Genomic DNA, 26068 nt, shown 5'->3' on the forward strand with positions numbered 1-26068 from the left:
CTCACCCCATGGAGCACAGCGACCCGCGCGTCGAGGACTCCATCCCGGCCGAGCCGCTGGATGGAACCGACGCTGAGCAGGCGGCCGAGATTGTCATCGAGGCCGCCACCCGCAACGCCATGTCGGCCGCCCAGCTGGGGCGCATGCTGGTAGAGGCCGGTCGCAGCGTCAGTGACGAGGACGAACTGCTGTCGCTGCTGCAGCGCGTCGCCCCGATCGCGCAGGAAGCCATCCAGGGTGCCGATTACACGGGGATCACGATCGACCTGGGCGGGCTGACCTATACCGCGGTGCACACCGACGAGCGCACCCTGCGTATCGACACCGAGCAGTACGACGCCGGCGAAGGCCCCTGCCTGCATGCCTCACGCACCCGCACCACCGTGCAGCTGGATTCCGAAGATGCGATGGCCGCGTGGCCGCGCTTCGCGAACGCCGCCCGCGAGGAGGGCATCCACAGCTTCCTGGCGGCACCGCTGTTCACCGACGATCTGACGCTCGGGTCGTTCAACTTGTACGGCAGGGCCTTTCACGCCTTCGACGGGCTCGACGCCGAGATCCTCGACCTGCTGACCAAAGCGGTGTCCCGGGCGATCGGGGACTTCGCCCGCTACAAGTCCGCCCGCGACACCGCGGAGTCGATCCAGCGGGTGCTGCAGAGCCGGGCGCCGATCGAGCAGGCCAAGGGCGTGCTGATGGCCATGCACGGCATCGACGCCGACGCGGCGTTCGACGTGTTGCGCAAGCAGAGCCAGCAGACCAACGTGCCCGTCCGGGTGCTGGCCGTGCAGTTCCTTGAGCAGGTCGCGGGCAGCAACGGCAACGGCCAGCAGGCCCACAACTAGAAGGTCCCACAACTAGAAGGTATTGACCAACGTCCGGCGCTCGGACATTTCCCGCGACATCGTGTAGTGGTGGTAGTGCGTCGCGCATTTGACCACGCTGACGAACATGACACCGGGGTTCGGGCGGCTGCGGAGCATCTTCCACATCCGGCGCCGGTAGACCTGGCGTAGCTGCGCGTCGGGAACGTTCTTCATCAGCAGCAGGAACAGTCCGAATGCCCGCGCGGCGTCGAACAGCTGGGCTCGCCTGCGCCGCCAGGGATGGTGGCGCAGGTACGCATTGCGGGCCCTCCCGAAGTCGAATTCTCTTGTCAGATAGAGATTTTCAAGTCGGTCGAAGTAGAAGTCGGGATTGTAGAGGTCGCGCATCAGACCGATATAGCCGTCGCGCAACTCGTCTCGGCTCATGTTGAGCGGAATGACGTTGGTGCCGAAGGTTTGCTCGTCGTCGAGGTCGAGGCGGCCTACACCCTTCAGCCGCGCGTGCAGTGGCGTCTTGGGGATCGCGGCGAGCATCCCCACCATGGCGTGCATGATGTCGGTCTGGCCGATGAAATCGGCTTGTTCCTTGAAGATTCGGGTGTCGTCGTTGTCGAAGCCGACGATCATGCCGCACCACACTTCCAGCCCGGCGTCTTGCACCTTGCGGACACGTTCGACGATCGTGCCGCCCTTTTTCACGTTCTGATACTTCTTCGCCTCTTTCAGCGAATCCTCGTTGGGGCTCTCGATCCCGATGAACACCACCGTCACATTTGCCGCGACCATCAACTCCATCAGCTCGTCGTCTTCGGCCAGGTTCAGTGACGCCTCGGTGAAGAACTGCAGCGGATATCCTTCGCGCTCCTGCCACGCGTGGACATCGGCCAGCAGCACCTTCACGGCGGCCTTGTTGCCGATCAGGTTGTCGTCGACGATGAAGCCGATCGACAGACCCGCCGTGCGCATCGCTTCCAGCTCGGCGATCACCTGGGCGCTGGTCTTGAGCCGCGGCTTGCGGCCGAAAGTGACGATGATGTCGCAGAACTCGCATTGGAACGGACACCCGCGGCTGAACTGCACACTGCCGAACACATAGTTCTTGGTCTTCAGTAGGTCGTAGCGCGGCACCGGAACGGTCGTCATGTCGGTGCGCTCAGCCTGCTCGTAGCGGTACTGGTGGCGGCCGTGCTTCCAGTCATCGAGGAATTGCGGCCACGTGGTCTCGGCCTCGCCGACGAAGATCGCGTCGGCCAGACCGTCGAAGTAGTCCTCCTGCACGCTGACCCACGGGCCGCCGACGACGACGAACACACCGCGGGCCTTCAGCTCGTTGATGATCTCCAGCATCCGCCGGCGTTGCACGATCATGCCGGTGAGCCCGACGATGTCGGCCTGCGCCAGCGTGTCGAAGTCGATCTCCTCGACGTTCTCGTCGACAAGCGTGACGTGATGCTCCGGCGGCGTCAGGGCGGCCAACAGCGGCAGGCAGGCGGTCGGGACATTGCACTTTTTGCCGAGCAGCGGGAGCGCATGTTCCAAGCCCCAGTACGACACCTCGAAACGCGGGTTGACGAGGACAATGTTGGCCATGGTCGTCTGCTCCGAATCGGACTCGTAGACGGTGTCGGCGCTGCTTGCCAAGCCGGAGCCTAGCCAAGACGGCCTGACCGAACGAGCCATTCACACATAGTCTCCGACGGAACTCGGATCCGAGTTCCTAACCAATTGACGGTAACGCTAAGTATTCGGTTCGGTCACGACCTTCTCCTCACCCATGCGGATGTGGCACAAACGATGGTGTGATCGTTCCCGTGGACGCGGTTGGGCTGATGATCGTGGTGGTCTTGACGACCGCCTCGCTCGCCGCGGTCTGCGGTTACGTCGCCGGGCTGCGGCGCGAGGCCAACCGGCGCAGCCGGGGGTATTTCGTCCTGGGCGTCCTCGCCGGGTTCATGGGTCACTCGGCGGTGCGCCGGCGACTGCGGCAGCTTCCGCTGTTCGAGAACCCGGTCACGATCGCGGCGTTGCACCTTCGGCGCACGCTGAGCCGTACCGGTATCGCCCGTTAGCGAGTAGGTCTCACCAGTCGCTGGGCGCGTAATTCTTCACGAAACAGCCGTGCAGATCTTCGCCCGCCTCGCCGCGGACGATCGGGTCGTACACCCGGGCGGCGCCGTCGACGAGGTCGAGCGGCGCATGGAATCCCTCGTCGGCAAGCCGCAGCTTGGTCGGGTGCGGTCGCTCGTCGGTGATCCAGCCCGTATCGACGGCGGTCATGAGAATGCCGTCCTGCTCCAGCATTTCACCGGCGCTGGTGCGGGTGAGCATGTTCAGAGCGGCCTTCGCCATGTTGGTGTGCGGATGCCCGGGACCCTTGTACGCGCGGCTGAACTGCCCCTCCATGGCTGAGACGTTCACGACGTATTTCCGGCGGGCCGGTGACGACGCCAGCGCCGGGCGCAGTCGGCTCACCAGAATGAACGGCGCAGTCTGGTTGCACAACTGAACCTCGAGCAGTTCCATCGCGTCGACTTCGTGCACACGCTGCGTCCAGCTGTTCATCGCCGCGGTGTCGGGCAGCAGGCCACCCGCGTCGATGGCGATGCCTGCCGCGATCCGCTCGGGTGAGGCGCTGCGCGCGGTGAGGGCTAACTCTGTCAACGCGTGCGGGCTCTGATGGTCGGCGAGACTGCCGGCGAGCGCCGCAGGATGGGCGTCGCTCACCCGGTCGAAGGTGACCACGTCGACGAGTTCGGGCGCCGGGGACCGCTCCGCCTCGACGAGTGCCGCGTACGAGCCGGGGGCTCGGCGCACCGTCTGGGCGGCGTTGTTGATCAGGATGTCCAGCGGACCCTGCGCGGCCACGGTGTCCGCGAGCGCGACGACCTGAGCCGGGTCACGCAGGTCGATGCCGACGATGCGCAGCCGGTCGAGCCAGTCGGCGCTGTCGGGCATCGCGGCGAATCGGCGCACGGCGTCGTTGGGAAACCGGGTGGTGATGGTGGTGTGGGCCCCGTCGCGCAGCAGCCGCAACGCGATGTACATGCCGATCTTGGCCCGCCCGCCGGTGAGCAGTGCCCGTCGGCCGGTGAGGTCGGTGCGGGCGTCACGCTTGGCGCGGTTGAGCGCCGCGCACTCCGGGCAGAGCTGGTGATAGAAGGCGTCGACGACGGTGTGGTGCGTCTTGCAGATGTAGCAGGCCCGAGACCGGAGCAGGGTGCCCGCTGAGGCCCCCGCCGCCGTCGACACCAACGGCAGGCCGGCCGTCTCGTCGTCGATCCGGCCAGGCGCACCGGTCGCGGTAGCGGCGATGACGGCCCGGTCGGCGGCCGCGACCTCGTCGCGCTTGGCTTTGCGGCGGGCCTTCCTTACCGATTTGAAGATGCCCGCGGTGGCCCGACGGACGGCAACGGCATCGGGGTGCTCAGGCGGTAGCGACTCGACGTCGGCCAACACCTGCAGGCAGGTATTCAGCTTGTCCGGGTCGATCGCGTTCACCAGGGAAGAATACGGGGCAATTCGTGCAGGTCCTGCAACGACCGTTTACACCAGACCGGTTCCCGTCGACGGCGAGCTGGGTGCCACTGTCGTCGGGCTGGTCGTGGGGAGCTGCGAGGGATAGCTCGGCACCTCCGCGGGATAGCTGGGCTGCGGCCCCGGTAGCGAGGCGGCAGGCCCGGAGCCGGGCAGCGGCGCGTACATGGAGTCCGGCCCGTAGGACGTGGTCGGGCCATATCCGGGCGCGCTGCCGTACCCCGGCATGTGCTGACTGATACCGGCGAGCAGTTTGGCCGCGACGAACGATGCCGCCTGGTTGGTGTAGCCGGGGACGTAGCCTTCGGTGTGCCCGCTCCACTCGTTGCCCGGGCCCGCATGGCAGATCGGGTCAGCCGGATTACACAGGTCGATGGCTTTGGCGCCGAGCAGAGCGCTCGTGCTTGGCAGCGCTTGGTTCGTGCGGGTCGCGACATTGCCGAAGGTCGCCACGGCGACCACGTTCTTGGCGTACTCCGGCGGCAGCGAGCTACCCCAGGGGATGCCGCCCACCGGAACGCCGGCGACGATGTCGATCACGCTGGCGCCTTGTGAGTATCCGCCGAGGACGATCTTGGTGTCCGGGCAGGACGACACCGTCGATTTGATGTGCGAGATCACGTCGTTGGCGCCGTCGCCGCCGTGCAGCTGCAGCTTGGTGGCCTTGTAGTTGACCGCGTAGGTGTCGATGTTCAGGCTGGGCGCTTGCTTGCGCAGTGCGTCGACGAGCGCGTCGCCGACCCGGCCCATCCCGGCAGGCTCGTCGGTGCCGCGGGCGAAGACGACCTCGGCGTCAGCACAGTCGGCAGCCGACGCCAACGGTGTCGCGACAGGACCGACGAGCAGTGCGCTCGTGACGAACAACGGCGAAGCAACCAGCCCGACCCAGCGACCGGCTGACCGGTCGCTCCCCACCGGGTGCCTACGCGTGCAGCGAATAGGCATGCTTCAATCTAACCCCTTCGGGAGCTCGATGAGCTGCGAGGGTGTCGCTGTCCTGCCCCGATGAGATATTGACAGCAAAGACAATTCGATAGAAATTGCGGCCTGACCTGGGCGTCGCCATCAGGCGGACAACCCTTCGACAACGGCCAGCGCGGTCAGGTAGCGGACTTCCTCGGTGGCTGCGCGATCGCTGAGGAACTGACCGGAGGCGCCGGCCTGGGCGGCCATCAGCGCGCGGGTGAATGCCTCGGGCGTGACGGTCATCGTCCGTCCGGTCTTGGCGATCAACGCGACGAAGATCCCCTGCAGGCCTTCACGAAAGCGTTCGACCTGTGCATCCAGGACATGGGCGATCTCGGGCTGATGGGCCGCACGAGCCACCAGGGCGGCATGCAGGGCGATGCGCGGTTGATCGGCGACGCCCGCCTTCAGCAATTGGCGCACCACGCGGTCGGTTTCGAGAACGCCCTTGGTTCGCAGCAGAGGCGCGGCCGTATTGCGCAACCGCTCCACGAGCGCGTCATTCTGGTGTTCGTACACCTCGAAGAGCAGGTCCTCCATGGTGTCGTAGCTGGAGTAGAAGGCCCCACGGGTGTAGCCGGCGGCCCGGCACACCTCCTCGACGGTGAACCAGGTCCGGCCGCTCTCCCGGATGAGTTCGTCGGTGGCCTCGATCAAACGGGCCCGGGTGTTCGTGCGGCGTCGGGTTGTCCGCGCCTCTGTGACCTTCACCGCAAATCGCCCTTCAGACTCGATACATTCCGTATTGGATGCATATCGTATTGAATCATGCAGATATCCAGGAGGCAACCATGAGCCGACCCACTGCGGTCCCACCTCAACTGGCGCTTCCCGAGGGCGAGGCGATCATCGTGTCGCGCGGACTGACGGTCGACGGTGAGCACAGCCCACTGTTCAGCGATGTCGACATGGACCTGGGCCCCGGCCTGCACGCGGTGCACATGCCCGGCGGCCACAGCCAGAAGGCACTGCTGCTCACCTTGGCCGGCCGGCTCAAGCCGAGCGCAGGCACTGTCGCCGTGTTCGGCGAGACCGCCCCGCGGGCGATCCGCAAGCACTGTGCGATCGCGGCCTTCGGCGACATCGACGATCTGGACGAGGCGGTCACCGTGGGAACGGTCGTGGCCGAGCAGCGCCGCTGGCTCGCTCCCCTGTTCCGGCGGGCGAGTGCCGATGCCGACCGAGACGTACTGGCTTTAGCGTTCGGCGACATCGAACGCCCGAAGCCGACCGACTACATCGGGGGCCTGGGTGACTTGGAGACGTTCCTGCTGCAGATCGCCCTTGCTTTGCACTCGGACCGGCCGGTGCTGGTGGTCGGTGACCTCGAACAGGTCCGCGACAACGGACGACGGGCGCAAGCGGTGCAACGCCTCGGCGCCATCGCCGCCGACCGTCTGGTCGTTGTGGGCGTGACGAATTCGCTCGGCGAGGAAGCACCCGAGCATGACGTACACATCCCGAACATCGCGGGAAAGGACTAGGAGATGGTGGGCGGACTTGCCCTGGGGTCGGAGATCAAACGCTTCGCCCGCAATCGCATGACACGGATCGCCGTCGTCGTCCTGATGCTGATGCCGCTGACTTACGGCGCACTCTATCTGTGGGCGTACTCCGATCCGTTCGGCCATGTGAACAAAATGCCTGTGGCACTGGTCAATTCGGACCGAGGAACGACGGTGTCCGGTGAGCGGATAAACGTCGGTTCGCAGATCGCCGACAGCCTCACCGATGACGCAAGCCTGGACTGGCACCTGGTCGACGATGCCGAGGCGCGTGACGGGGTGGCGCACGGCAAGTACTACTTCATGCTGGAACTGCCGCCGGACTTCAGCGAGGCCATCGCCTCGCCCACCACCGGCAATCCCCGCAAGGCGCAGCTGATCGCCGAATACAACGACGCCAACAACTACATCTCGTCGAGCATCGGCCACACCGCTTTGGAGCAGGTGCTCAACGCCGTATCGAGCAGGATCTCCGGGCAGGCGGTCAACCAGGTGCTGTCGGTGATCACCACCTCGGGCGCCGGCATCAAACAGGCCGCCGACGGAGCACGTCAGCTCTCTGATGGAGCGCATCAACTCGACACTGGCGCAAGCCAATTGGCGAGCGGCCTCGATACCGCCCGCAGCGGATCCGCAGACCTGGCCGCCGGCTCGCGCAAGCTGTCCGACGGCATCAACACCGCCACCGATCCGCTGCTGAAGATCACCAACCTGTTGGCGCAGATCGGCACTCAGAGCGATCGGGTCAACGGACAGGTCCAGGACAGCTCGTCCGCGCTGACGGATGCGTCCAACGAGCTCGACACTATCTCCGGGGCGCAAGACGCTGCCGCCCAGTCGCTTACCTCGATCATCGACAACCTGTCCGCCAACCAGGATCCGGTGTCGGTGATCGCCACCGCGAAACTGCGGGACACCCGCGATCAATTACTGGCCCACCAGCGGACCGCGGACATCCAGGCGAAGCTCGACAAGGCTCGTGCGGCCGCCAACGGCGGCGGTCCGGTCGGTTCCGCGTTGACCGATATCTCGGCCAAGGGCAAGGAACTCACCGGCAAGCTCACCCAGTTACGTGATGGTGCCCAGCAGTTGGCGTCGGGTAACGCACAGCTCAACGCCGGCATCGTCAAACTCGACGACGGCGCGCAGCAGCTGAAATCCGGCGCGGCGCAGTTGAGTTCCGGCGCAGATGAGCTGGCGACCAAGCTTTCCGAGGGCGCGCAGAAGGTTCCGGACTGGAGTCCCCAGCAGAAGGACGCCATCGCCGACACGATCGGCGGTCCGGTTCAGCTGACGAGTTCGCACGAGAATTCGGCGCCGAACTTCGCTACCGGTATGGCACCGTTCTTCCTCACGCTCGCGTTGTTCTTCGGCGCGATGCTGTTGTGGATGGCGTTCCGCCCGTTGCAGAACCGTGCAATCGCCGCGGAGATCAGTCCGTTCCGCGTGACGCTGGCCAGCTACCTGCCCGCCGTCTTGATCGGAATCCCCCAGGCGGTGATCCTGTACTGCGTGGTGCATTTCGCGCTGCGAGTACACGCCGAACATCCGGTGGCAATGCTGGGCTTCATGATGCTGGTGTCGTGCGCCTTCATCGCGGTGGCGCAGGCGATCAGCGCCCTACTCGGCCCGGTGCTGGGCAAGGTGCTGCTGATGACGCTGCTGATGCTGCAACTGGTCAGCGCCGGCGGGCTCTATCCCGTCGAAACCACCACCAAGCCGTTCCAGGCGTTCCACCGGCTCGACCCGATGACCTACGGCGTCAACGGACTACGGCAGTTGATCCTCGGCGGCATCGATGGCCGGCTGTGGCAGGCGCTGATCTTCATGGCCGGCCTGTGGTTGGGGTCGATACTGTTGACCTCGCTGGCGGCCCGGCGCAACCAGCTGTGGAACCTCACCCGGCTGGTGCCGAGCTTCAAGATGTAGCGAGAACAAAGCAGGCAGGGAACTGAAGCCGCACCGCATCACGCTTCGGAGCGGTCGCACCTGGCGAGAGCCAATGACGGTTGGACGCGCTCTCGGTGGAAGAGTCACGACCTACCGGGATCACGCTGTCCACAGCCGCACAGGCGCGTAATCTCCGGTACTAGAACGTGTCAGGGGGTCGGATGTCTCAGCCAGCGGGGTGGTATCCCGATCCCTTAGGTGGGCCGGCGGCCCGTTACAGGAATGGCACCGGCTGGGACGGAACAGCCGAGGAATTCCCCGAGCCGGCGTCGCCGACGACCGAGCCTCATGTGGTCGTGCCAAGTCGTCGGTGGTTATGGACGCTGGGCGTTGCGGTCACAGCGGTCGGCGCAGCCGTTGGAGCGACACTTCTAACTCTGCAATTCAGCGAGAAGCCGACGGCCGCTCCCCCGGTGCCGGCCACCGTCACGTCGATCGCGCCAGCCCCCTCGCCGCAGCAGTCGTCGGCTGAAAAGGCCGCAGCAGACGTAAAAACATCGATGCAGCACAAGCTCGACACCGACCCAGACTTCGCAAGAGCAAGCTTGACTGTTATCGACGTGACCCTCGTTCAGAAGTCCGGCAACGAGTACAAAGGCATTGCCACAGTGCGGAGCCGCGACGGCGCCGATCATCAAGTGCCGGTCGACGTGACGTCCGACAGTGCCAACACCCTGTGGGAAACCCCGCCGGGGGCATTCCTCTTCGCCGCCCCGTTCAATCAACCGCCGCCAGCGCCGACGTTTCCGGTTCCCGGCGCAGACGACGCTGGTTTCCTCGCCGGTCCACGCTGCATGGACACAGCACCATTGATCGTCCTCACAGCACAGTCGAGAGTTGTCATCTGTCCCGACGACAGCCCAGCAGAAGTCTACGAATACCGAGGCCTCCGAATATCAGACGGCGGCCAGATCGAGCTCCCCGCAAAACGAACTGAGACAGGTGGATTCATCGCCGTGAACCCGGCCGACGGAACGCGATATGTCGTGACACGGGACGGCCTCAAGATCATCACGCCCGGAGGTGAGACGTACTCCGAAGCCGCGGTCGCCGTTGGCCCATGAATTACGGGTGGCTTTGCAGAAGTTAGCGCAGCTGCTTGATAGCACCGCCAGTGTTCGCGGCGTACTGCTCAGCCCCGGCACTTTCAGTGCCGTCCGAGTCGGCGCCTGGACTAGGCCGCGGTTGCGGTGAACCCGCTCTGCAGGATTCGCTCAGCCAGCTCCCAGCAAGACGTTACGATCCGCTGATGGAAATTCGGGGGAATCTCGCCATCGCCATCGTCGCTGTCTCAGTCTCATTGTCATGTTTGGCTCTGACAGCTTGCGGTTCGACCAGCACACCAGCCCAAACCGTCACGGTGACATCGACTCGTCCTGCGCCGGCAACCGCACAGGCCCCATTGACTTCGCTCCCTGCCGTGACAGCAACCACCGCCGCGTCCGCGGACATTACCATTCCCGACGTCACGGGTCAGAAGGCCGAGATCGCACGGGCACAGCTTGAAGGTTTGGGCCTGACGAACGTTGAACTGGCGTCGGCGAACCCGAAGTACTCCATGGTGCTGTTGGCCAAGAATTGGACGGTCGTCAGTATCGAACCCGCACCCGGCGCCACAGTGGCGAGCGGGTCCCCCGTCATCGTCAAGGTTTACAAGGACTAGGCCGATGCGCGCACCTCGTTGGTTGATCACGACGGTCAGCGAGCACTGGAAATGACTGAGCCAGGCTGGTATCCCGACCCGCTCGGTGGTCAGGGCGCCCGTTACTGGGACGGCAGCCGGTGGGACGGCGCAATTCAACCGGGACCACCCACGGGAGCCCAGGAGTTCCAAGAATCGTCGCCGACTGCGCCGCACACGACAGAGAAGTCGCGACGCTTCTGGCCGCTATGGGTTCTCGGCCTGGCTGTCGTAATCGCCGTCGGCTCAGCGGTATTCGTATTGTCGACGCCCTCCGGGGAAGGCATAAAGGCCGCGCCGACGATTACGCCGACCACGACGGCTGCGCCGAAGGCGGCCCAGGCCGACCAGGTCGCCGCGGAAGTGCAATCCTCGATGCAGTCCAAGCTAGACACAGATCCAGACCTCTCGCCGTTGCACCTCAAGGTGGTTCACGTCGACCTTGTCAATAAGGCGGGCAACGAATACAAGGGCATCGCGACTGTGAAGACCTCGCGCGGGACGTCACACGACGTACCAATCGACGTCACTTCAGACGGAGACAAGACCCTGTGGGAGGCCGCACCCGGCGCGTTCCTGTTCGCGGTTCAGGACATGCCGACACCCACCCCTGTCGCACCGCCGCCACCTGCGCCACGCCCAGCCCCAGTCCCTGCTCCGAGCACTGTCGAGAACTTCCGAATCTGCCCCTCAGGCTTGACTGGTGTCGCCACCGACGAGACCAGTTGCGCTTTCGCAGACAGCGTCCGGGCGGCGTGGTACTCGCAACCAGGCACCACCGTATTGGCCTACAGCCCGGTGACCCACCAGTCCTATCTGATGACCTGCATAGAGTCGGCGACCAACGTGTGGCGGGGATCGAAGCGCTGCTCCGGCGTGAATGCCCAGGGCACAGTCTTGATCGTGTACATCGACTAGCCACAGCCACATTCACTCGCCAATCCGGACCACCAATAGGTGCTGGCCCGTTGGACTCGCAGTCACGTTGGCGAATACGTGGAGTGCAATGCGGACGTGACATGGAAAAGGCCCCCGATCTGGGGGCCTTGACCAGCATCTTTCGGTGGAGCTGCCGGGAATTGAACCCGGGTCCTACGGCATTCCCTCAAGGCTTCTCCGTGCGCAGTCCGCTATGTCTCTACTCGGATCTCCTGATCTCGCGAACAAGTCAGGATGACGATCCCAGTCGCTGTTTGATGTCCCCACAGGTTCCGCGACCGAACCCGTGGGTGGGTCCCTCTAGATGACGCCAGGGTCCGGGTCGAGGGCAGTCCCGGTCTGACGGATTAGCTTCGCTTAGGCAGCGAGAGCGTAATCGCGCTGATTGGAATCGGCGCTTAATTGGTTGCAACGACGCTTACGGTGGTCTCTTGCCTGCACCGGCACGCTTCCCTTGATTCGATGCGCGAAGTCGAAACCGATCAGCCCCTCGCACCCCGGCCGAGGTACGGCCGGACAATCCATGTTACGCGAGGTGTAACCCCGAACTGAAGTGCATTAATCCCGCGTCGAGATCGACATTCTGCAGCGATCTACTCACACTTCCCCGGCGGTTTGTCGGTTTGGGCGAGAGAAAATGAGACTTTGTCTACAGTGAGACGATGTCTGAAAGTCTGCGGGTCCGCAAACGGCAGCGCACCCGGGAGCGAATCGCCACCTCGGCCGCCCAGCTGGTCATGCACAACGGGCTGAGCGCGACGACCGTCGAGCAGATCGCTGAAGCCGCCGACGTGGCAAGGGCGACGTTCTTCCGGTACTTCGAGTCCAAGGAGTACGCCGTCGCCGAGGGCTTCACCTCGACCTGGATCGCAGCGATCACCGACGCCTTGCGCCGCCAACCCGTCGACCTGTCCGTCAACGACGCACTCAGCGCCGCGTTCGCCGAACTCACCCCCGGTTTCAGCGTCGTCGAGAGCAGCATCGCCGAAATCGAACGACAGACCCGAGACTCGCTGACCCTGCGGGCCTGGACGCTGCTGTGCTACCTCAACTTCGAAACCGCCATCGCCGAAGCGATCGCGCCCCGGCTGCCCGATCTGACCGTCGACGACCCCCGCCCGCGTCTCATCGGCGCCCTGGCGATGGCGTCGGTCCGGATCTCGATCGACGACTGGCTGCGCGACGGCGGATCGCTATCAGACCGAATCTCCCGCGCGGTCAACTCCATGACCCCGTGCCCGATCGAGAATTGAGGACCGAATGAGTGGCGAAAAGTCGCTAAAGGCATGGGAATTCGTCCGTAAGGTGCTCGATGATCTGACCGGTCAGATCACCGAGGACGCCCGCGACGAGCGCGAGCTGCTCGAGGGCCTGCGCGTGCTGAACCGGGTGATCGCGCTGTGCACCGAGCTCTCGGTGGACATCGACCCGGACCATCCGCACTTCGTCGACATGTGTACACCCTCGCGATTCGTCGGCGGACCCAACCCGCACGGCGCCTATCCGCTGGCGATGATCAGCGGTGATCGCGCGTACCGCGTCACCGGCACCAGGGGCACGTCGACCTACCTCGGCATCCAGGTCCTGGCCGGCACCGGGATGAATCCGCGCCGGATGAGCAACTATTTGTCCGACCGCGATCTGGTCCTCGACGCCCACGGCCGGTTCAACATCGTCTTCGCCACCACCCGTCCCGCTGACAGCGACCTGACCGGTGCCCAGTGGATCGAGATCCCCGCTGACGCCACGTCGATCGTGGTACGCGACTACATCGCCGACCCGGACACTGAAATACCTGTGCAGCTGAATATCTCATTGCTCGGCGAGGTACCGCCACCGGCACCGCTGTCCGATGAGACGCTGGCCGCGCAGCTCACGGCAATGGGCTGGACCATCGTCAAACTGACGACCCTGCACCGCACGGTGCGCCCCGACCTCCTGGACACCCCCAACATCCTGATCACCTCCGGCGCGGAGAACCTCGGCGGCGAGAACACCACGCCGGACAACCTCTACATGCTCGGCATGTTCGAGCTGGAACCACACCAGAACCTGCAGCTGACCTTCCTCCCACCCGAAACCCGTTACTGGTCAGTGACTTTGGAAAGTATCTGGCATGAATGCCTGGAGCCGCTGCTACGCTCCAGCTCGGTGACCAACAAGGGCGTCTCCCCCGATCCCGACGGATACGTCCGGCTCACGATCGGAGCGCACGACTTCGGCGAGGGTCATTGGCTGGACACCGGTGGACGTCGACGCGGTTTCATCGTCGTTCGCTGGCTGGACAACCCGAACGCACCGGATGTGGCAGTTCGTCTGCTGGACAAGGAGGTTCAGAAATGACGAGTGCGGTGCAAGCCCGCCTTGATCCCGCCAAGCTGATCGAGCAGGCCTGCGAACTGGCCGGCAGCGACGACTTCGGCGCCGATGACGGCTGGCGGGAGAACTTGTCGCGGATGGTCGACGACCTGGTCACCGAAGCAGACCTCTCCCCGCTCGGCGTCGAGATCGCGGCCGCCGATGTGATTGTGCCGCTGCGCAACCGCCTGCAGATCACCGCGTGGCGCACCGAACATCCCGAGATCGCCGAGGAACGGATCACCCAGCCGATCTTCATCCTCGGGCAGCCCCGCACCGGCACGACGATCCTCTACGACCTGCTCAGCCAGGACCCCGACCTGCGCGCGCCCCTGACCTGGGAGGTCGATCACCCGTTTCCGGTCCCCCAGGCGGAGACCTACCTGACCGACCCGCGCATCGACGAGACCCAAGCGCAGCTGGAAATGACCGAGCAGCTGATGCCCGGCTTCATGAAGTTTCATCCGATGAGCGCGCGCGGCGGCCAGGAGTGCGTCCGGATCACCGCAGGCACGTTCTGCAGCATGATTTTCCCCACGCAGTACCGCCTCCCGAACTACCAGCACTGGCTGATGTACGAGGCCGACCATGCGGCCGCCTATCGCTATCACCGCCAGTATCTGCAGCACCTGCAGTCCGGTGTGCCGGGCCAGTGGCTACTGAAGAGCCCCGCCCACCTGTGGACCCTGGACACGCTGCTGGCCGAGTATCCGGACGCGATCCTGGTGCAGACCCATCGCGACCCACTGGGGGTGATCTCCTCGATCAGCGCGTTGATCGCTCACCTGCAGAAACTGGCCAGCGACAACGCGACTGTCCAGCGCGCGGCCGCACAGTGCGCGGCGGAGAACATTCTGGGACTCGACCGCCTGATGACGTGGGTGGACGACGGCGTAATCAGCCGGGATCGCGTCGTCAATGTGCGGTTCGCCGATTTCATGCAGGACCCGCTCGCCACCATCGGCGCGGTGTACGAGCGCTTGGGCCGGGAGCTGACCCCGGTCGCCGAACAGCGCATGCGCGCCCATCTTGCGGCGAACCCCGGCGACGGCGGCGGTAACCGCTACACCTGGGCCGATACCGGACTCGATGCCGCCGAATTGCGGGAGCGGGTCCGGGCCTACCAGGACCGCTACGACGTGCCGAGCGAGACGCTGCGGTAGCTGTCGCGTGTAACGCGGCCGGCGCCGGGCACGATTTCCCCTATCGGAAGCGCACTTCCTGCAAGTGGGCGATCAGGGGCGGCCCGAAAGGGACCACACGTCTGGAAGGTGCGGGCAGCGGTCGGGACGGACGAGAACTATCGGACCGAGATCATCCCAACGGCGACCAAGGCCATCACCATGCCCAGCACCTGCCAGCGGGTGACCCGCTCACGTAAGACGACGATCGCCAGCAGCACTGTGGCCGCCGGATAGAGCGCCATCAGCACGCTGGCCAAGGACAGCATCGTCGCCTGCAGCGCCAGCAGCGTCGCGACGTTGGAGACGGTGTCCAGCAGCGCGGCAACCACCGCCATCTTGAGCGGAAATCCCCGTGGTGCATGAAAATTGCCAGTGAACGCGGCCACCAGCAAGACGATCGCAGTCGCCGAGACCCGGGCGAAGAACAGTGGCCACAAGTGCGCATCGGCCGGAGCCTGGTGCAGCAGAACGAAGTTCAAGCCGAACGCCAGACCTGAGCCGACCGTCAACCACGCCACCGTCGCGGTGAACTTGTGCGGCCGGACGTCCTCGTCGGTGGCCTCCCTGCTGACCAGCACCACGGCGACCAACGCCAGCGCGGTGCCCACCCCGGCGATCAGGCCGGGCTGCTCCCCCATCGCGAGTCCCACACTGACCGGCACTGCAGCCACCAGAACGGCTGTCAACGGCGAGACCACCGAGATCGGTCCCGAGCCCAGCGCGGCATAAAACCACCACACCCCGAACGCCTGGCTCACGCCGCACAGCAGACCCCAGACCACCGCCGGAGTCGATATTGTGCCGCCGAACACCACTGCCAGGATCCCCAGCAGCACCATCGCCAGGGGGTACGACACCAAAACGACCCGCAGAGCGGCGACCCGTCGCGCCGCGATACCGCCGACGAAATCGCTGACGCCGTATCCGATTGCCGATGCCAGCGCGAGCAGGATCCCGATCAGAGCTTGCCCTTGGCCCGGCGGCCCAGCTCCCGGATCACCTCTCGCTCCGCGTCTCGCTTGGCCAGATCTTGGCGCTTGTCGTGCGCCTGCTTGCCGCGGGCCAGCGCGAGTTCGACCTTGACCTTGCCGTCGGAGAAGTACAACGACAGCGGCACCAGGGTCAGGTTACCGTCGCGGATCTTGCCGACCAGGTTGTCGATCTGGCTGCGGTGCAACAGCAGCTTGCGGTTGCGCCGCGGCGTGTGGTTGGTCCAGGTGCCGTGGTGATACTCCGGGATGTGCAGGTTGCGCAACCAAATCTCGCCGTCGTCGACGGTGGCGAACGCATCGGCCAGCGACGCATGGCCTTCCCGCAGGCTCTTGACCTCGGTGCCCTGCAGGACGACGCCGCACTCGTAGGTGTCGAGGATCGAATAGTTGTGCCGTGCCTTGCGATTGGTGGCGACAACCTTGTGGTCGGGCTTCTTGTCCGGATTCTTGGCCACCGCTACCGCCGGACGTACAGGCGCAGCGTGACGTAGCCGGTGAGACCGGCCATCAACACGCCGACGCCGAACATGATCGGCGATATGTAGAGAATGTCGGCGTAGTCGATCCGGGCAATCAGATTGGCTTGGTAGAACTGGTTGAGCGCGTTCTCCAAGAACGCTGCCCGCACCACGATCAGCCCGACGATCGCTATCACCACACCGATCGTCGCCGCGAGCACCGCCTCCAACAGGAACGGGAGCTGGGTGTACCACCGAGTGGCACCCACCATTCGCATGATGCCGATCTCGGTGCGTCTGGTGTATGCGGCGACTTGAACCATGTTGGCGATCAACAGGATCGCACCGATCGCCTGCACCATCGCGATCGCGAACGCCGCCGCGGAAAGCCCGTCGAGCACCGCGAAGAGCCGGTCGATCAGCTCCTTCTGGTTCAGCACATTGAGCACACCGGGCTGACCCGTCATGGCCGCGTCGAAGTCCTTGTGCTGCTCGGGATTGTCCAGCTTGACGACGAACGACGCCGGGAACGAATCCTTGCTGGCGACGTCTTTGTACTGCGGGAACTTACGGATCGCGTCGTTGTAGGCGTCGTTGCGATTCAGAAACCGGACCGACCGGACATCGTCACGGGCTTCGATCTTGGCGCGCAACGCCTTACACGGGTCGGCGTCACAGGTCGGGTCGTTCGCCGAGACGTCGTTGGTCAAGAACACCTGCGTCTCGACGCGATCGAGATAGATGTTGCGCGAGTGGTCCGCCAACCGGACCACCAGCAGGCCGCCACCGAACAGGCCGATCGAGATGGCCGTCGTCAAGATCATGGCCACCGTCATGGTGACGTTGCGGCGAAGTCCGGTGAAGACCTCGTTGATGAGAAAGCCGAAGCGCACTTAACGATCCATTCCGTAGACACCACGCTGCTCATCGCGAACGAGCCTGCCCAAAGACAGCTCCACCACACGCTGGCGCATGGAGTCGACGATGTGGTGGTCGTGGGTGGCCATCAACACGGTGGTTCCCGTGCGGTTGATCCGCTCGAGCAGATCCATGATGTCCTTACTGGTCTCAGGGTCCAGGTTGCCGGTGGGCTCGTCGGCCAGCAGCACCAGCGGCCGGTTGACGAACGCGCGCGCGATCGCCACGCGCTGCTGCTCGCCGCCGGACAGCTCGGCAGGCAGCCGGTTGGCCTTGCCGGACAGGCCCACCATCTCCAGGACCTCGGGCACCACGCGATTGATGGTGTCTGGCTTCTTGCCGATCACCTCCAAGGCGAAGGCGACGTTCTCGAACACCGTCTTCTGCTGCAGCAACCGGAAGTCCTGGAACACGCAGCCGATCACCTGGCGCAGCTTGGGGACCTGCCGGCCCGAGAGCTTGTTGACGTGGAACTTCGACACTTGCAGATCGCCGGACGTGGGTGTGTCCTCGGCCAGCAGCAGCCGCATGAACGTGGACTTGCCAGAGCCGGACGGGCCGATGAGAAAGACGAACTCACCCTTGTCGATCTTGACGCTGACATTGTCGAGGGCTGGCCGTGCCGACGACTTGTACTGCTTACTGACATGGTCGAGGGTGATCATCACGGCACGCCAGTGTAGCCGTCCGGCGGGCGGGACCCGGTTACTGCGTCGGAGCCGCGGGTGTGACCATCGGGCCCTGACCCGGTGCCGGCGTGGGAACCGGCGCAGGTGACGGGGTCGGAGCGGGCAGCCCGGGGATCTGGAACGGCAGCGGGCCAGGCGGGGTAGTCGACGTCGTCGGGCTGGTCGGGCTGGTCGGGCTCGTCGTCTCCGTCGGCGTCGTGGTTTCCGTCGGCGTCGTGGTCTCCGTCGTGGTGGTCGTGGTGGTCGGCGGTGTCGTCGTCATCGTGCGCCGCACATCGGTGCGCGGGACCCAGGTGTACGACGGGTCGGGCACGAAGCCCGGCGGCACCACTTGGTTCGCGGGAACCGGCTGCTGGGTCGGCGGCTGGTAGTTCTGATACACCCAGAACAGGGCGATGAATGCCACCACCAGCACCGCGGTGGACGTGCGAAGGCGCCCGCCCGGAAGGTATCTCGGCCAGCCGCGATCGTCACGCTTGGACTTGCTCGATTGATTCGTCATTGCGCTTTGTCCTGACTGCGCGCCACATCGTCGCTGGTTCCCGACGGAGTCATCGCGCCCAGTGTCGGGGTTTTCTCCGCCGGGGTGGTGATGCCCGCCTGGGCCAGGGCGGCGATCACCATGACCCGCAGTCGGCGGCCGACGTCGAACTGTTTGCCGGGCAGGGTTCGGGCCACCATCCGCAGATTGACCGAGTCGACCTCGAGGCTCTCGACGCCCATCAAGGCCGGCTTGTCCAACAGCAGCTTTCGCAGATCCTCGTCGAGCATCGCGTCGTTGCACACGGTGTGCAGCACGTCGTTGACGCGGTTGAGGTCAGCGGAGGTGGGCACCGGGACATCGACGACCGCTCGCGCCCAGTCCTTCGACAGGTTGAGGGATCTGACGATGTTTCCGTTCGGCACGGTGTACATCTCGCCTTCCGGCGTTCGGAGCTTGGTCACCCGCAGGGTGACCTCCTCCACGGTGCCGAGGGAGTCTTTCGGGGCGCCGACCATACTCAGCTGCACCAGGTCACCGAAGCCGTACTGGCGCTCGGTGATGATGAAGAAGCCGGCCAACAGGTCCTTCACCAGGTTCTGCGCGCCGAAGCCCAAGGCCGCGCCCAAGACGGCGGCCGGAGCGGCGAGCGAGCTGACCGGTATCGACAAGACGTCACCGATCTCGACGACGACCATCACGAACAGCAGGGCGATCGATACCCAGGACACCACCGAGGCCACGGCTTGCTGATGCTTGGCGCTCTCGGTGCGGACGATCTGGTCGGTCTGCTGGTATTGGGCGTCGATGCGCCGGGTGATCCGGCGAGCGAGCCAGTTGATGAAACGTGCGGCCAACAGCCCGCCGATCAGCAACAGTGCGATGCGGACGCCTCTGGTCACGATCCACACGCCGTACTGGCCGTGCCAGAAGTTGCTCCAGTGCTCGGCCGCGCCCAGTGCCAGGTAGGTGTTAGTCGTCGTCATCTCGCCGGTTACGCCACCGGATCCCCGCTTCCAGGAATCCGTCGATGTCCCCATCCAGTACCGCCGCGGGATTGCCGACCTCGTACTCGGTGCGCAGATCCTTGACCATTTGGTAGGGGTGCAGAACGTAGGAGCGCATCTGGTTGCCCCACGAACTACCGCCGTCGCCCTTGAGGGCGTCCATCTCGGCGCGTTCTTCCTGACGCTTGCGTTCCAGCAGTTTGGCCTGCAGCACGCGCATCGCCGACACCTTGTTCTGCAGCTGCGACTTCTCGTTCTGGCAGGTGACGACGATGCCGGTCGGGATGTGCGTCAGCCGGACCGCCGAGTCGGTGGTGTTGACCGACTGGCCGCCCGGCCCGCTGGAGCGGTAAACATCGACTCGCACTTCCTGCTCGGGGATGTCGATGTGGTCGGTGGTCTCGGTCACCGGCAGCACCTCGACGTCGGCGAACGACGTCTGGCGCCGGTTCTGGTTGTCGAACGGGCTGATCCGCACCAGCCGGTGGGTGCCCTGCTCGACCGACAGCGTGCCGTAGGCGTACGGGGCGTGCACCGCGAACGTCGCGCTCTTGATGCCGGCCTCTTCGGCGTAGGAGGTGTCGAACACCTCCACGCCGTAGTCGTGCTGTTCAGCCCAGCGGATGTACATCCGCATCAGCATCTCGGCCCAGTCGGCGGCGTCCACACCACCGGCGCCGGACCGGATGGTCACCAGTGCCTCGCGTTCGTCGTACTCGCCGGACAGCAGGGTCCGGACCTCAAGCTGTTCGATGTCGGCCTGCAGGGACGCGAGCTCGGCATCGGCTTCGGCCAGCGCGTCGGCGGCGCCGGCGCCCTCTTCTTCGGCGGCCATCTCGTAGAGCACCGGCAGATCCGCCAGACGGCTGCGCAAGCCTTCGACGCGGCGCAGCTCGCCCTGGGCGTGGGAGAGCTCGCTGGTGACGCGCTGAGCGTGGCTCTGGTCGTTCCACAGATTCGGGTCGGCCGCTTCGTGTTCGAGCTTATCGATCTTGGCGCGCAGACCGTCGACGTCGAGCACTCGCTCCACCGTGGTGAGGGTGGTGTCGAGTGCGGCGATATCTGACTGACGATCGAGGTCCACGGGTCCTCAGGGTACCGGCGTCGCGACACGGTGTGATCCGCGGCGACTCCTGAGACTTCTGGGGCTGCCCCGCCGGTTGCGCGTCTAACATCACTTTCGTAACCAGGATGTGGCGTCGCACAGCCCAAAGCGACGCTGCTCGACTGCGACGCGACAGCCCCTTTGCGCGCAGCCGGGTCCGGACAGAAAGCGCGAGGATGCGTCCTTACTATGTCGCGATCGTTGGTGCAGGTCCCTCCGGATACTTCGCAGCGGCGTCGCTGCTGAAGTTCGCCGACAGTTCCGTCGCCGCCGGCGGTCCGGATGTCCACGTCGACATGCTCGAAATGTTGCCCACCCCCTGGGGTTTGGTGCGCTCCGGGGTGGCACCCGATCATCCGAAGATCAAAACCATCAGCGCCCAGTTCGAGAAGACCTCGCTCGACGAGCGGTTCCGCTTCTTCGGCAACATCCGAGTCGGTGAGCACGTCCAAGCCGAGGAGCTCGCACAGCGCTACGACGCCGTCGTCTACGCCACCGGCGCGCAGTCGGACCGTCCGCTCGGCATCCCCGGCGAGGAACTCGAGGGCAGCGTCGCAGCTGTCGACTTCGTCGGTTGGTACAACGCGCACCCGCACTTCGAGGAGATGGCGCCGGACCTTTCGACCGGGCGCGCCATCGTGGTCGGCAACGGCAACGTGGCGCTCGACGTCGCACGGATCCTCGTCAGCGATCCCGAGGAGCTCGCCAAGTCTGACATCGCCGACCACGCGCTGGAACTGCTACACACACAGGGTGTCGACGAGGTCGTGGTCATCGGCCGCCGCGGGCCTCTGCAGGCCACCTTCACGACGATGGAGCTGCGCGAGCTGGGCGATCTGGAAGCCATGGCCGACGTAGACGTCATCGTCGACCCCGCGGACTTCGACTCCATCACCGACGAACAGCTCGAGGCGGCGGGCAAGACCGTGAAGCTCAACGTCAAGGTGCTGCGCGGCTATGCGGAGGCGGGACCGCGAGGGGCCAAGCGCCGCATCGTGTTTCGGTTCCGTACCTCGCCGATCGAGATCAAGGGTGACGGCCGTGTCGAGTCAGTGGTGCTGGGCCGCAACGAGCTCGTCGACGAGGGCGGCCGCATCGTCGCCAAGGACACCGGCGTGCGCGAGGAGCTGCCCGCCCAGCTGGTGGTCCGCGCGGTCGGCTATCGCGGCATCGCGACGCCGGGCCTGCCGTTCGACGAGCGCTCAGGCACCATCCCGCACACCGAAGGCCGCGTCGAAGGCAGCGACAACGAGTACGTCGTGGGCTGGATCAAGCGTGGCCCGTCGGGCGTCATCGGGAGCAACAAAAAAGACTCGGCGGACACGGTTGCGACGTTGGTAGCCGACCTCGACGGCCGCGAGCTCGGCGCGTTCGCCGACGACCACGGCGACACGCTCGTCGCGTGGCTGCTGTCGCGTCAGCCGATATTGGTCACCGACGACCACTGGAAGCTGATCGACGCGCACGAGCGCGGCGCGGGCGAACCGCACGGCCGGCCACGCGTGAAGCTCACCAGTGTTGCCGAACTGCTGCGCATCGGGCACGGGTAGCGATCACACCTCGCAGGTGTCCCGCTCACGCTCCCGGGACAGCCCGCCGACCGGACCCGCGGCGCGCGCGATCAGCGGTGTGACGGCCGCGGTCATCGCCAGGGCGGCCGACACCATGATCACCGCGAACGGGCTGTAGCCGTCCACCACGACGCCGCCGATCGCGGTGCCGATGGCGCCGCCGACGAGGGCGCCGCTGTTGAGCCATCCGAATGCTTCCGCGGTCGAGTGTGCGGCGATCTGGTTCGACACCATGACATACAGCGCGGCCAACGACGGCGCGAAGCCGAGCCCGGAGGCGAACAACGCGGCGAGCTGCACGCCGTAGCCGTCGACAAGACCGAACAGCACGGTGCCGGCGGCGACGACCGCCATGGACAGCGACAGGCCGCGGACGCCGAGGTGGCGGTGGCCGAACAGCACACCGCCGAGCAGCGATCCGACGCCGGTTGCCGCGAGCGCGATACCCGCCGAGAGGTTGTGGTTGCCGTATAGGGCGAGGACGCCCACTTCCAGTGCTGTGAACGACGCGACCAGCGCGAGGCTGGCGACCATCGCCAGGATGACCGCGCGGTTGGCGAGCACCTTGCCGAACGCGACCGTGCTGCTGGCGATCGTCGGCCGAAACTGGCGGGCGCTGAGCAGGAACCACACGGTCCCGACGATCGTGACCGCGGCAGAGAACAACAGCGGAATCGCCGTCGAGATCGCCGACGCCAGGAACGTCGCAGCGACCGGACCGATCACCCAGATCAGCTCCTGGGCCGTGGTGTCGAGCGCGAACAGCGCCCGCAGGCCCTGGCCGGGGACCATCTGCGGGTACAGGGCGCGCACCGCAGGCAGCAGCGGGGGCACCGAGGCGCCGATGAGGAACCCCAACACCATCAGGAACGTCGTGGGAACGTGGATGAAGGCCAGCGCCAGCATGCTGATGCCGTTGATCAGGGCGGCCGACACCAAGGTCGGCATCATCCCGATCCGACCGAGAAGGCGCGCCGTCATGGGCATGGCCACCGCTTCACCGATGCTCGTGCACGCCACGACGACGCCGGCCACCGCGTACGACCCGGTCCGGGCCTGCACGTGCAGCAGGATCGCCAGCGACAGCATGCCCAGCGGCAGCCGCGCGAAAAGCTGTGAGGCGGTCACATTGACCACGCCTGGAACTCGAATGAGCTCTGCGTAGGCGCGCACGGTTATCTCTCCATCGAATTTGGTCTACTACTTCAAAGCTCCTCAACTGTACCGTCCGGACGGTACAGTTCGAAAGTCGATAAACTCTGCCGATGACGACCTCGCGCGAGCGCATCCTCGATGCCTACGCCGACGCGCTGGCCGTCGACGGCGAGCGCCTGGCCACTCTCGACGCGGTGGCCGCCCGGGCCGGGGTGTCCAAGGGCGGACTGCTGTACCACTTCCCGTCCAAGGACCAACTCGCCGAAGCACTGTGTGAGCGGCTGATCGCGCTGGCTGCAGACGACGTCGACAAGATGCGCAACGCCGCCGACGGGCCGGCTCGGCACTACATCCGCACGTCGCATTACGCCAACACCCCGCTCGACCGCACCCTGGTCGCGGTGGCTCGGCTCCAGCAAGCCGGTGACCCGCGGGCGCGGGCGGCCATCGAGATGATCTCCGATCAGTGGCTGAGCGTGCTGACCGAGGCGCTCGGCGACCGTGACGTCGCGCGCACCGTCAAGCTCATCGGCGACGGCCTGTACCACCACGCGCTGTTCAGCGTTCTCGGCGGACCGCCGCGCACGGAACTCGACGAGGGACTGCTGGCGGTCATCGATCGGCTCATCGACCAGAGTTCGAACGCGCCGCGAGCCTGAGTACCGGGAGCCACACAGGCACCGTCGGCACAATGTGACTCAATGGCGAGCAACGATCGGCGACCATCGACACGATCGCTGCGCGCGCTCGATGGACTGAACTTCTTCCTCGCCGATGTGCGCGACGGCCTCGGCCCGTATCTGGCCATATATCTGCTCGCCACCCGTGGTCCCGCACACGGCTGGGACGAGGCCACGGTCGGCAGCGTGATCACCATCTCCGGTCTGGTCGGCCTCGTCGTCCAGACGCCCGCAGGCGCGCTGATCGACCGAATCCCGCACCGCCGAATGGTTCTCATCGTCGCGGCCGTCGTGGTGACGGCCAGTTGCCTGTGCCTGCCCGCCGTGCACGGCTACGTTGCGGTGACCGCGACCCAATCGGCCGCGGCCGCCGCCGCCACCGTTTTCGGCCCCGGCATCACGGCAATCAGCCTCGGACTCGTGGGCGCCAAGCTGCTGACACCGAGGATTGCGCGCAACGAGGCGTTCAACCATGCGGGCAATGCCGCATCCGCGGGCATCGCCGCCCTGCTGGCCATCCAGTTCGGTCCGGTCGTGGTGTTCTGGCTGATGGCGGTGCTCGCTCTGCTCAGCGTGGCCTCTGCCGCGCGCATCAAGGATTCGGAGATTGACGAAAGCCTGGCGCGAGGCCTGTCCGCCGACCACACGGTCGACAGCCACGCCAGTAGCTGGTCGGTGTTGTTCACGAGCCGAAGCCTGTTGGGCTTCGCCGCTGTCGTATTCGTGTTCCACCTGTCGAACGCCGCGATGCTGACCTCGGTCAGCCAGCTCCTTGTGCGGGTCGCGGGGAAGAACAGCGCGACGTCGCTGACCGCGCTGTGCGTCCTCGCGGCGCAGCTCGTCATGGTTCCGGTCGCGCTCGTCGTCGGGCGCACCGCCGACTCGTGGGGGCGCAAGCCGATCTTCGTGGCGGGTTTTGCCGTGTTGGCCGTGCGCGGCGTGCTCTACACCGTCTCGGACAACCCGGTGTGGCTGGTCGCGGTGCAGACTCTGGACGGCGTCGGCGCCGGCATTTTCGGGGCCTTGTTCCCGGTCGTGATCGCCGACCTGACCGCGGGCACGGGTCACTTCAACGTGACCCAGGGCGCTCTCGCCACCGTTCAGGGCGCGGGGGCCGCGATCAGCGCCGGGCTGGCCGGGGCATTGATCGTCGCCGCCGGCTACCACACGACGTTCATCACGCTGTCGGCCATCGCGGTCGCCGGGCTGGTTGTCTACCTTGCCGCGGTCCCGGAGACCCGGGCGCGGGCGCACAGCTAGTCAGTCGCGGGCCGGTGGGGTGATCGATTCGGCGGCGATAGTGACGATCACGCGAGTCTCGTCGGGATTACCGGAGAAGTTCGGATAAGGGATGCCGAGGTACTTCTGTGAGATCTCATCAATGCTGGCGCGACCACCCACTGTCGTCGTCGACAACACGCGACCTCGAACTGCGTAGTACCGAGTGACGTTGTCGGGGTCGACGACGTTGACGGCGATGCGAGGGTCGCGGGACAGATTTCGCGCCTTCTGCATGCCATCGACGATGTTGATGACGATGTGCTCGCCATCGGTGGTCACCCACGTCTCGGTCAGCTGGGGTGAGCCGTCAGGCATGAGCGTTGCCACGAAGCAGGGACTGGGGCGCTGTAACAGCGCGAGCAACCCGTCAGGAAGCGGTTGGGACATCGAATTCCTAACTCGGGGGCTGCAGAGGCGGCGGCTGGTCGGGCGGTGCGAAGAACCAGTTGTCCGGATTCTTCTGCGAGTACACCACCGGGATGAGTTGGCCCATCGTCGGCCAGTCGTTCACGTCGACCGCCATCCGCTGATACACCACGTGCTCATTGACCGTGGGGCCGTTGATGACCCCGCTGATCGTGACGAACTGTTCGCCGGTGGCGTCGGGGCGCGGACTGACCCCGGTCACCAGAAGCGTGCCGTCCACCACCTCGCCGCGCGGGCCGCGGCGCATCAAGCGCGGGGCCAAGACCAGGGCCAGCGCACCGACGATGAGCAATATCACCGCGAATTCCCACATGCGGCCATGGTAGGACTAGCCGCATGAGCGAAGCCCGCGGAGCGAATC

Annotated in this window: 27 protein-coding genes and 1 other RNA gene; 13 read left to right on the top strand and 15 right to left on the bottom strand. The window is 65.6% G+C overall.

Annotation, left to right across the window (positions count from 1 at the left end; translation table 11 throughout):
- The first annotated feature begins 8 nt into the window (after positions 1-8).
- Positions 9-845, top strand: a complete 837-nt coding sequence (locus Y900_RS05265) for a GAF and ANTAR domain-containing protein (RefSeq protein WP_036339786.1) — start codon at positions 9-11, stop codon at positions 843-845.
- A gap of 12 nt (positions 846-857) precedes the next feature.
- Here the strand turns inward: Y900_RS05265 and Y900_RS05270 are convergent, their stop codons facing one another.
- Complete coding sequence (locus Y900_RS05270) at positions 858-2468, bottom strand: B12-binding domain-containing radical SAM protein (protein WP_237752508.1); 1611 nt, start codon at positions 2466-2468, stop codon at positions 858-860.
- Positions 2469-2626: 158 nt separating this feature from the next.
- Here Y900_RS05270 and Y900_RS05275 point away from each other — a divergent pair, with 158 nt between their 5' ends.
- The gene (locus Y900_RS05275) at positions 2627-2896 is read left to right on the top strand and encodes a hypothetical protein (protein ID WP_036339787.1); all 270 of its coding nucleotides are present in this window, start codon (positions 2627-2629) and stop codon (positions 2894-2896) included.
- Positions 2897-2906: 10 nt separating this feature from the next.
- Here the strand turns inward: Y900_RS05275 and Y900_RS05280 are convergent, their stop codons facing one another.
- The 3 genes from Y900_RS05280 to Y900_RS30165 form a co-directional block, all read right to left on the bottom strand.
- Positions 2907-4325 (bottom strand): SDR family NAD(P)-dependent oxidoreductase, encoded by a 1419-nt coding sequence (locus Y900_RS05280; RefSeq protein ID WP_036339788.1) that lies wholly within the window; start codon positions 4323-4325, stop codon positions 2907-2909.
- A gap of 45 nt (positions 4326-4370) precedes the next feature.
- Positions 4371-5276, bottom strand: coding sequence for a cutinase family protein (locus tag Y900_RS05285; protein ID WP_420329740.1), 906 nt, complete (start codon positions 5274-5276; stop codon positions 4371-4373).
- A gap of 150 nt (positions 5277-5426) precedes the next feature.
- Entirely contained in the window at positions 5427-6038 is a 612-nt protein-coding gene (locus Y900_RS30165; RefSeq protein ID WP_051659901.1) for a TetR/AcrR family transcriptional regulator, read from the bottom strand.
- Between the two features lie 80 nt (positions 6039-6118).
- Here Y900_RS30165 and Y900_RS05295 point away from each other — a divergent pair, with 80 nt between their 5' ends.
- The 5 genes from Y900_RS05295 to Y900_RS30170 all read left to right on the top strand — a co-directional run bounded on the left by Y900_RS05295 (position 6119) and on the right by Y900_RS30170 (position 11381).
- Positions 6119-6811, top strand: coding sequence for a hypothetical protein (locus Y900_RS05295; protein WP_051659902.1), 693 nt, complete (start codon positions 6119-6121; stop codon positions 6809-6811).
- A 3-nt stretch (positions 6812-6814) separates the two neighbouring features.
- Complete coding sequence (locus Y900_RS05300) at positions 6815-8761, top strand: YhgE/Pip domain-containing protein (protein ID WP_036339791.1); 1947 nt, start codon at positions 6815-6817, stop codon at positions 8759-8761.
- Between the two features lie 182 nt (positions 8762-8943).
- On the top strand, positions 8944-9846 hold the full coding sequence (locus tag Y900_RS05305) for a DUF2510 domain-containing protein (protein WP_036339794.1): 903 nt from the start codon (positions 8944-8946) through the stop codon (positions 9844-9846).
- A 356-nt stretch (positions 9847-10202) separates the two neighbouring features.
- Entirely contained in the window at positions 10203-10445 is a 243-nt protein-coding gene (locus Y900_RS32320) for a PASTA domain-containing protein (RefSeq protein WP_036339797.1), read from the top strand.
- Between the two features lie 51 nt (positions 10446-10496).
- Positions 10497-11381 (top strand): DUF2510 domain-containing protein, encoded by an 885-nt coding sequence (locus Y900_RS30170; RefSeq protein WP_051659904.1) that lies wholly within the window; start codon positions 10497-10499, stop codon positions 11379-11381.
- 143 nt (positions 11382-11524) lie between these two features.
- Here the strand turns inward: Y900_RS30170 and ssrA are convergent.
- Positions 11525-11892, bottom strand: a transfer-messenger RNA (tmRNA) gene (gene ssrA, locus Y900_RS30795).
- A 172-nt stretch (positions 11893-12064) separates the two neighbouring features.
- Between ssrA and Y900_RS05320 the strand changes: the two genes are divergently transcribed.
- The 3 genes from Y900_RS05320 to Y900_RS05330 are packed head-to-tail and all read left to right on the top strand — an operon-like array spanning position 12065 to position 14923.
- Entirely contained in the window at positions 12065-12655 is a 591-nt protein-coding gene (locus Y900_RS05320) for a TetR family transcriptional regulator (protein WP_036339800.1), read from the top strand.
- Positions 12656-12662: 7 nt separating this feature from the next.
- Positions 12663-13745, top strand: a complete 1083-nt coding sequence (locus tag Y900_RS05325; RefSeq protein ID WP_036339802.1) for a DUF1214 domain-containing protein — start codon at positions 12663-12665, stop codon at positions 13743-13745.
- Entirely contained in the window at positions 13742-14923 is a 1182-nt protein-coding gene (locus Y900_RS05330; RefSeq protein ID WP_036339805.1) for a sulfotransferase family protein, read from the top strand. The genes Y900_RS05325 and Y900_RS05330 overlap by 4 nt, the downstream gene beginning before the upstream one ends.
- Positions 14924-15060: 137 nt before the next feature.
- On the opposite strand, the gene Y900_RS05335 is transcribed toward Y900_RS05330, so the two are convergent.
- Genes Y900_RS05335 through prfB form a run of 7 tightly spaced genes read right to left on the bottom strand, consistent with a single transcriptional unit; the run spans position 15061 to position 20573 of the window.
- Complete coding sequence (locus tag Y900_RS05335; RefSeq protein WP_081844996.1) at positions 15061-15906, bottom strand: EamA family transporter; 846 nt, start codon at positions 15904-15906, stop codon at positions 15061-15063.
- Positions 15903-16391 carry an SsrA-binding protein SmpB gene (smpB, locus tag Y900_RS05340; RefSeq protein ID WP_036339808.1) on the bottom strand — a complete coding sequence of 163 codons (489 nt, stop codon included), beginning with the start codon at positions 16389-16391 and terminating at the stop codon, positions 15903-15905. Before smpB ends, Y900_RS05335 begins: the two co-directional genes overlap by 4 nt.
- Positions 16392-16393: 2 nt before the next feature.
- Entirely contained in the window at positions 16394-17287 is an 894-nt protein-coding gene (ftsX, locus tag Y900_RS05345; RefSeq protein ID WP_036339812.1) for a permease-like cell division protein FtsX, read from the bottom strand.
- A complete protein-coding gene (ftsE, locus tag Y900_RS05350) occupies positions 17288-17977 on the bottom strand; it encodes a cell division ATP-binding protein FtsE (protein WP_036339815.1) in 690 nt (229 codons plus the stop codon). It lies immediately after the preceding gene.
- Between the two features lie 40 nt (positions 17978-18017).
- A complete protein-coding gene (locus tag Y900_RS32965) occupies positions 18018-18503 on the bottom strand; it encodes an Rv3103c family proline-rich protein (protein ID WP_081844997.1) in 486 nt (161 codons plus the stop codon).
- Positions 18500-19468 carry a mechanosensitive ion channel family protein gene (locus Y900_RS05360; RefSeq protein ID WP_036339818.1) on the bottom strand — a complete coding sequence of 323 codons (969 nt, stop codon included), beginning with the start codon at positions 19466-19468 and terminating at the stop codon, positions 18500-18502. Before Y900_RS05360 ends, Y900_RS32965 begins: the two co-directional genes overlap by 4 nt.
- A complete protein-coding gene (prfB, locus tag Y900_RS05365) occupies positions 19455-20573 on the bottom strand; it encodes a peptide chain release factor 2 (protein WP_036339821.1) in 1119 nt (372 codons plus the stop codon). Before prfB ends, Y900_RS05360 begins: the two co-directional genes overlap by 14 nt.
- Positions 20574-20770: 197 nt before the next feature.
- On the opposite strand from prfB, the gene Y900_RS05370 reads away from it, so the two are divergent.
- A complete protein-coding gene (locus Y900_RS05370) occupies positions 20771-22144 on the top strand; it encodes an FAD-dependent oxidoreductase (protein WP_036339824.1) in 1374 nt (457 codons plus the stop codon).
- Positions 22145-22147: 3 nt separating this feature from the next.
- Here the strand turns inward: Y900_RS05370 and Y900_RS05375 are convergent, their stop codons facing one another.
- On the bottom strand, positions 22148-23338 hold the full coding sequence (locus tag Y900_RS05375) for an MFS transporter (protein WP_036339827.1): 1191 nt from the start codon (positions 23336-23338) through the stop codon (positions 22148-22150).
- 92 nt (positions 23339-23430) lie between these two features.
- On the opposite strand from Y900_RS05375, the gene Y900_RS05380 reads away from it, so the two are divergent.
- Positions 23431-23979, top strand: coding sequence for a TetR/AcrR family transcriptional regulator (locus tag Y900_RS05380; protein ID WP_036339830.1), 549 nt, complete (start codon positions 23431-23433; stop codon positions 23977-23979).
- Positions 23980-24021: 42 nt separating this feature from the next.
- Complete coding sequence (locus Y900_RS05385) at positions 24022-25260, top strand: MFS transporter (protein WP_036339833.1); 1239 nt, start codon at positions 24022-24024, stop codon at positions 25258-25260.
- Here the strand turns inward: Y900_RS05385 and Y900_RS05390 are convergent, their stop codons facing one another.
- Complete coding sequence (locus Y900_RS05390; protein WP_036339837.1) at positions 25261-25668, bottom strand: PPOX class F420-dependent oxidoreductase; 408 nt, start codon at positions 25666-25668, stop codon at positions 25261-25263.
- A 7-nt stretch (positions 25669-25675) separates the two neighbouring features.
- Positions 25676-26020, bottom strand: coding sequence for a hypothetical protein (locus Y900_RS05395; protein ID WP_036339839.1), 345 nt, complete (start codon positions 26018-26020; stop codon positions 25676-25678).
- Between the last annotated feature and the right edge of the window lie 48 nt (positions 26021-26068).

The organism is Mycolicibacterium aromaticivorans JS19b1 = JCM 16368 (assembly GCF_000559085.1).
In the GTDB taxonomy this organism is placed as follows: Bacteria; Actinomycetota; Actinomycetes; order Mycobacteriales; family Mycobacteriaceae; genus Mycobacterium; species Mycobacterium aromaticivorans.

Bases quoted from the DNA above. Each gene is read 5' to 3' on its own strand.
- Y900_RS05395 (WP_036339839.1), bottom strand. From the start codon at position 26,020: ATGTGGGAATTCGCGGTGATATTGCTCATCGTCGGTGCGCTGGCCCTG.
- Y900_RS05360 (WP_036339818.1), bottom strand. From the start codon at position 19,468: ATGACGACGACTAACACCTACCTGGCACTGGGCGCGGCCGAGCACTGG.
- Y900_RS30170 (WP_051659904.1), top strand. From the start codon at position 10,497: ATGACTGAGCCAGGCTGGTATCCCGACCCGCTCGGTGGTCAGGGCGCC.
- Y900_RS05265 (WP_036339786.1), top strand. From the start codon at position 9: ATGGAGCACAGCGACCCGCGCGTCGAGGACTCCATCCCGGCCGAGCCG.
- Y900_RS05370 (WP_036339824.1), top strand. From the start codon at position 20,771: ATGCGTCCTTACTATGTCGCGATCGTTGGTGCAGGTCCCTCCGGATAC.
- Y900_RS05380 (WP_036339830.1), top strand. From the start codon at position 23,431: ATGACGACCTCGCGCGAGCGCATCCTCGATGCCTACGCCGACGCGCTG.
- Y900_RS05330 (WP_036339805.1), top strand. From the start codon at position 13,742: ATGACGAGTGCGGTGCAAGCCCGCCTTGATCCCGCCAAGCTGATCGAG.
- Y900_RS05320 (WP_036339800.1), top strand. From the start codon at position 12,065: ATGTCTGAAAGTCTGCGGGTCCGCAAACGGCAGCGCACCCGGGAGCGA.
- Y900_RS05295 (WP_051659902.1), top strand. From the start codon at position 6,119: ATGAGCCGACCCACTGCGGTCCCACCTCAACTGGCGCTTCCCGAGGGC.
- Y900_RS05300 (WP_036339791.1), top strand. From the start codon at position 6,815: ATGGTGGGCGGACTTGCCCTGGGGTCGGAGATCAAACGCTTCGCCCGC.
- Y900_RS05305 (WP_036339794.1), top strand. From the start codon at position 8,944: ATGTCTCAGCCAGCGGGGTGGTATCCCGATCCCTTAGGTGGGCCGGCG.
- Y900_RS32965 (WP_081844997.1), bottom strand. From the start codon at position 18,503: ATGACGAATCAATCGAGCAAGTCCAAGCGTGACGATCGCGGCTGGCCG.
- Y900_RS05390 (WP_036339837.1), bottom strand. From the start codon at position 25,668: ATGTCCCAACCGCTTCCTGACGGGTTGCTCGCGCTGTTACAGCGCCCC.
- Y900_RS05325 (WP_036339802.1), top strand. From the start codon at position 12,663: ATGAGTGGCGAAAAGTCGCTAAAGGCATGGGAATTCGTCCGTAAGGTG.
- Y900_RS05385 (WP_036339833.1), top strand. From the start codon at position 24,022: ATGGCGAGCAACGATCGGCGACCATCGACACGATCGCTGCGCGCGCTC.
- ftsE (WP_036339815.1), bottom strand. From the start codon at position 17,977: ATGATCACCCTCGACCATGTCAGTAAGCAGTACAAGTCGTCGGCACGG.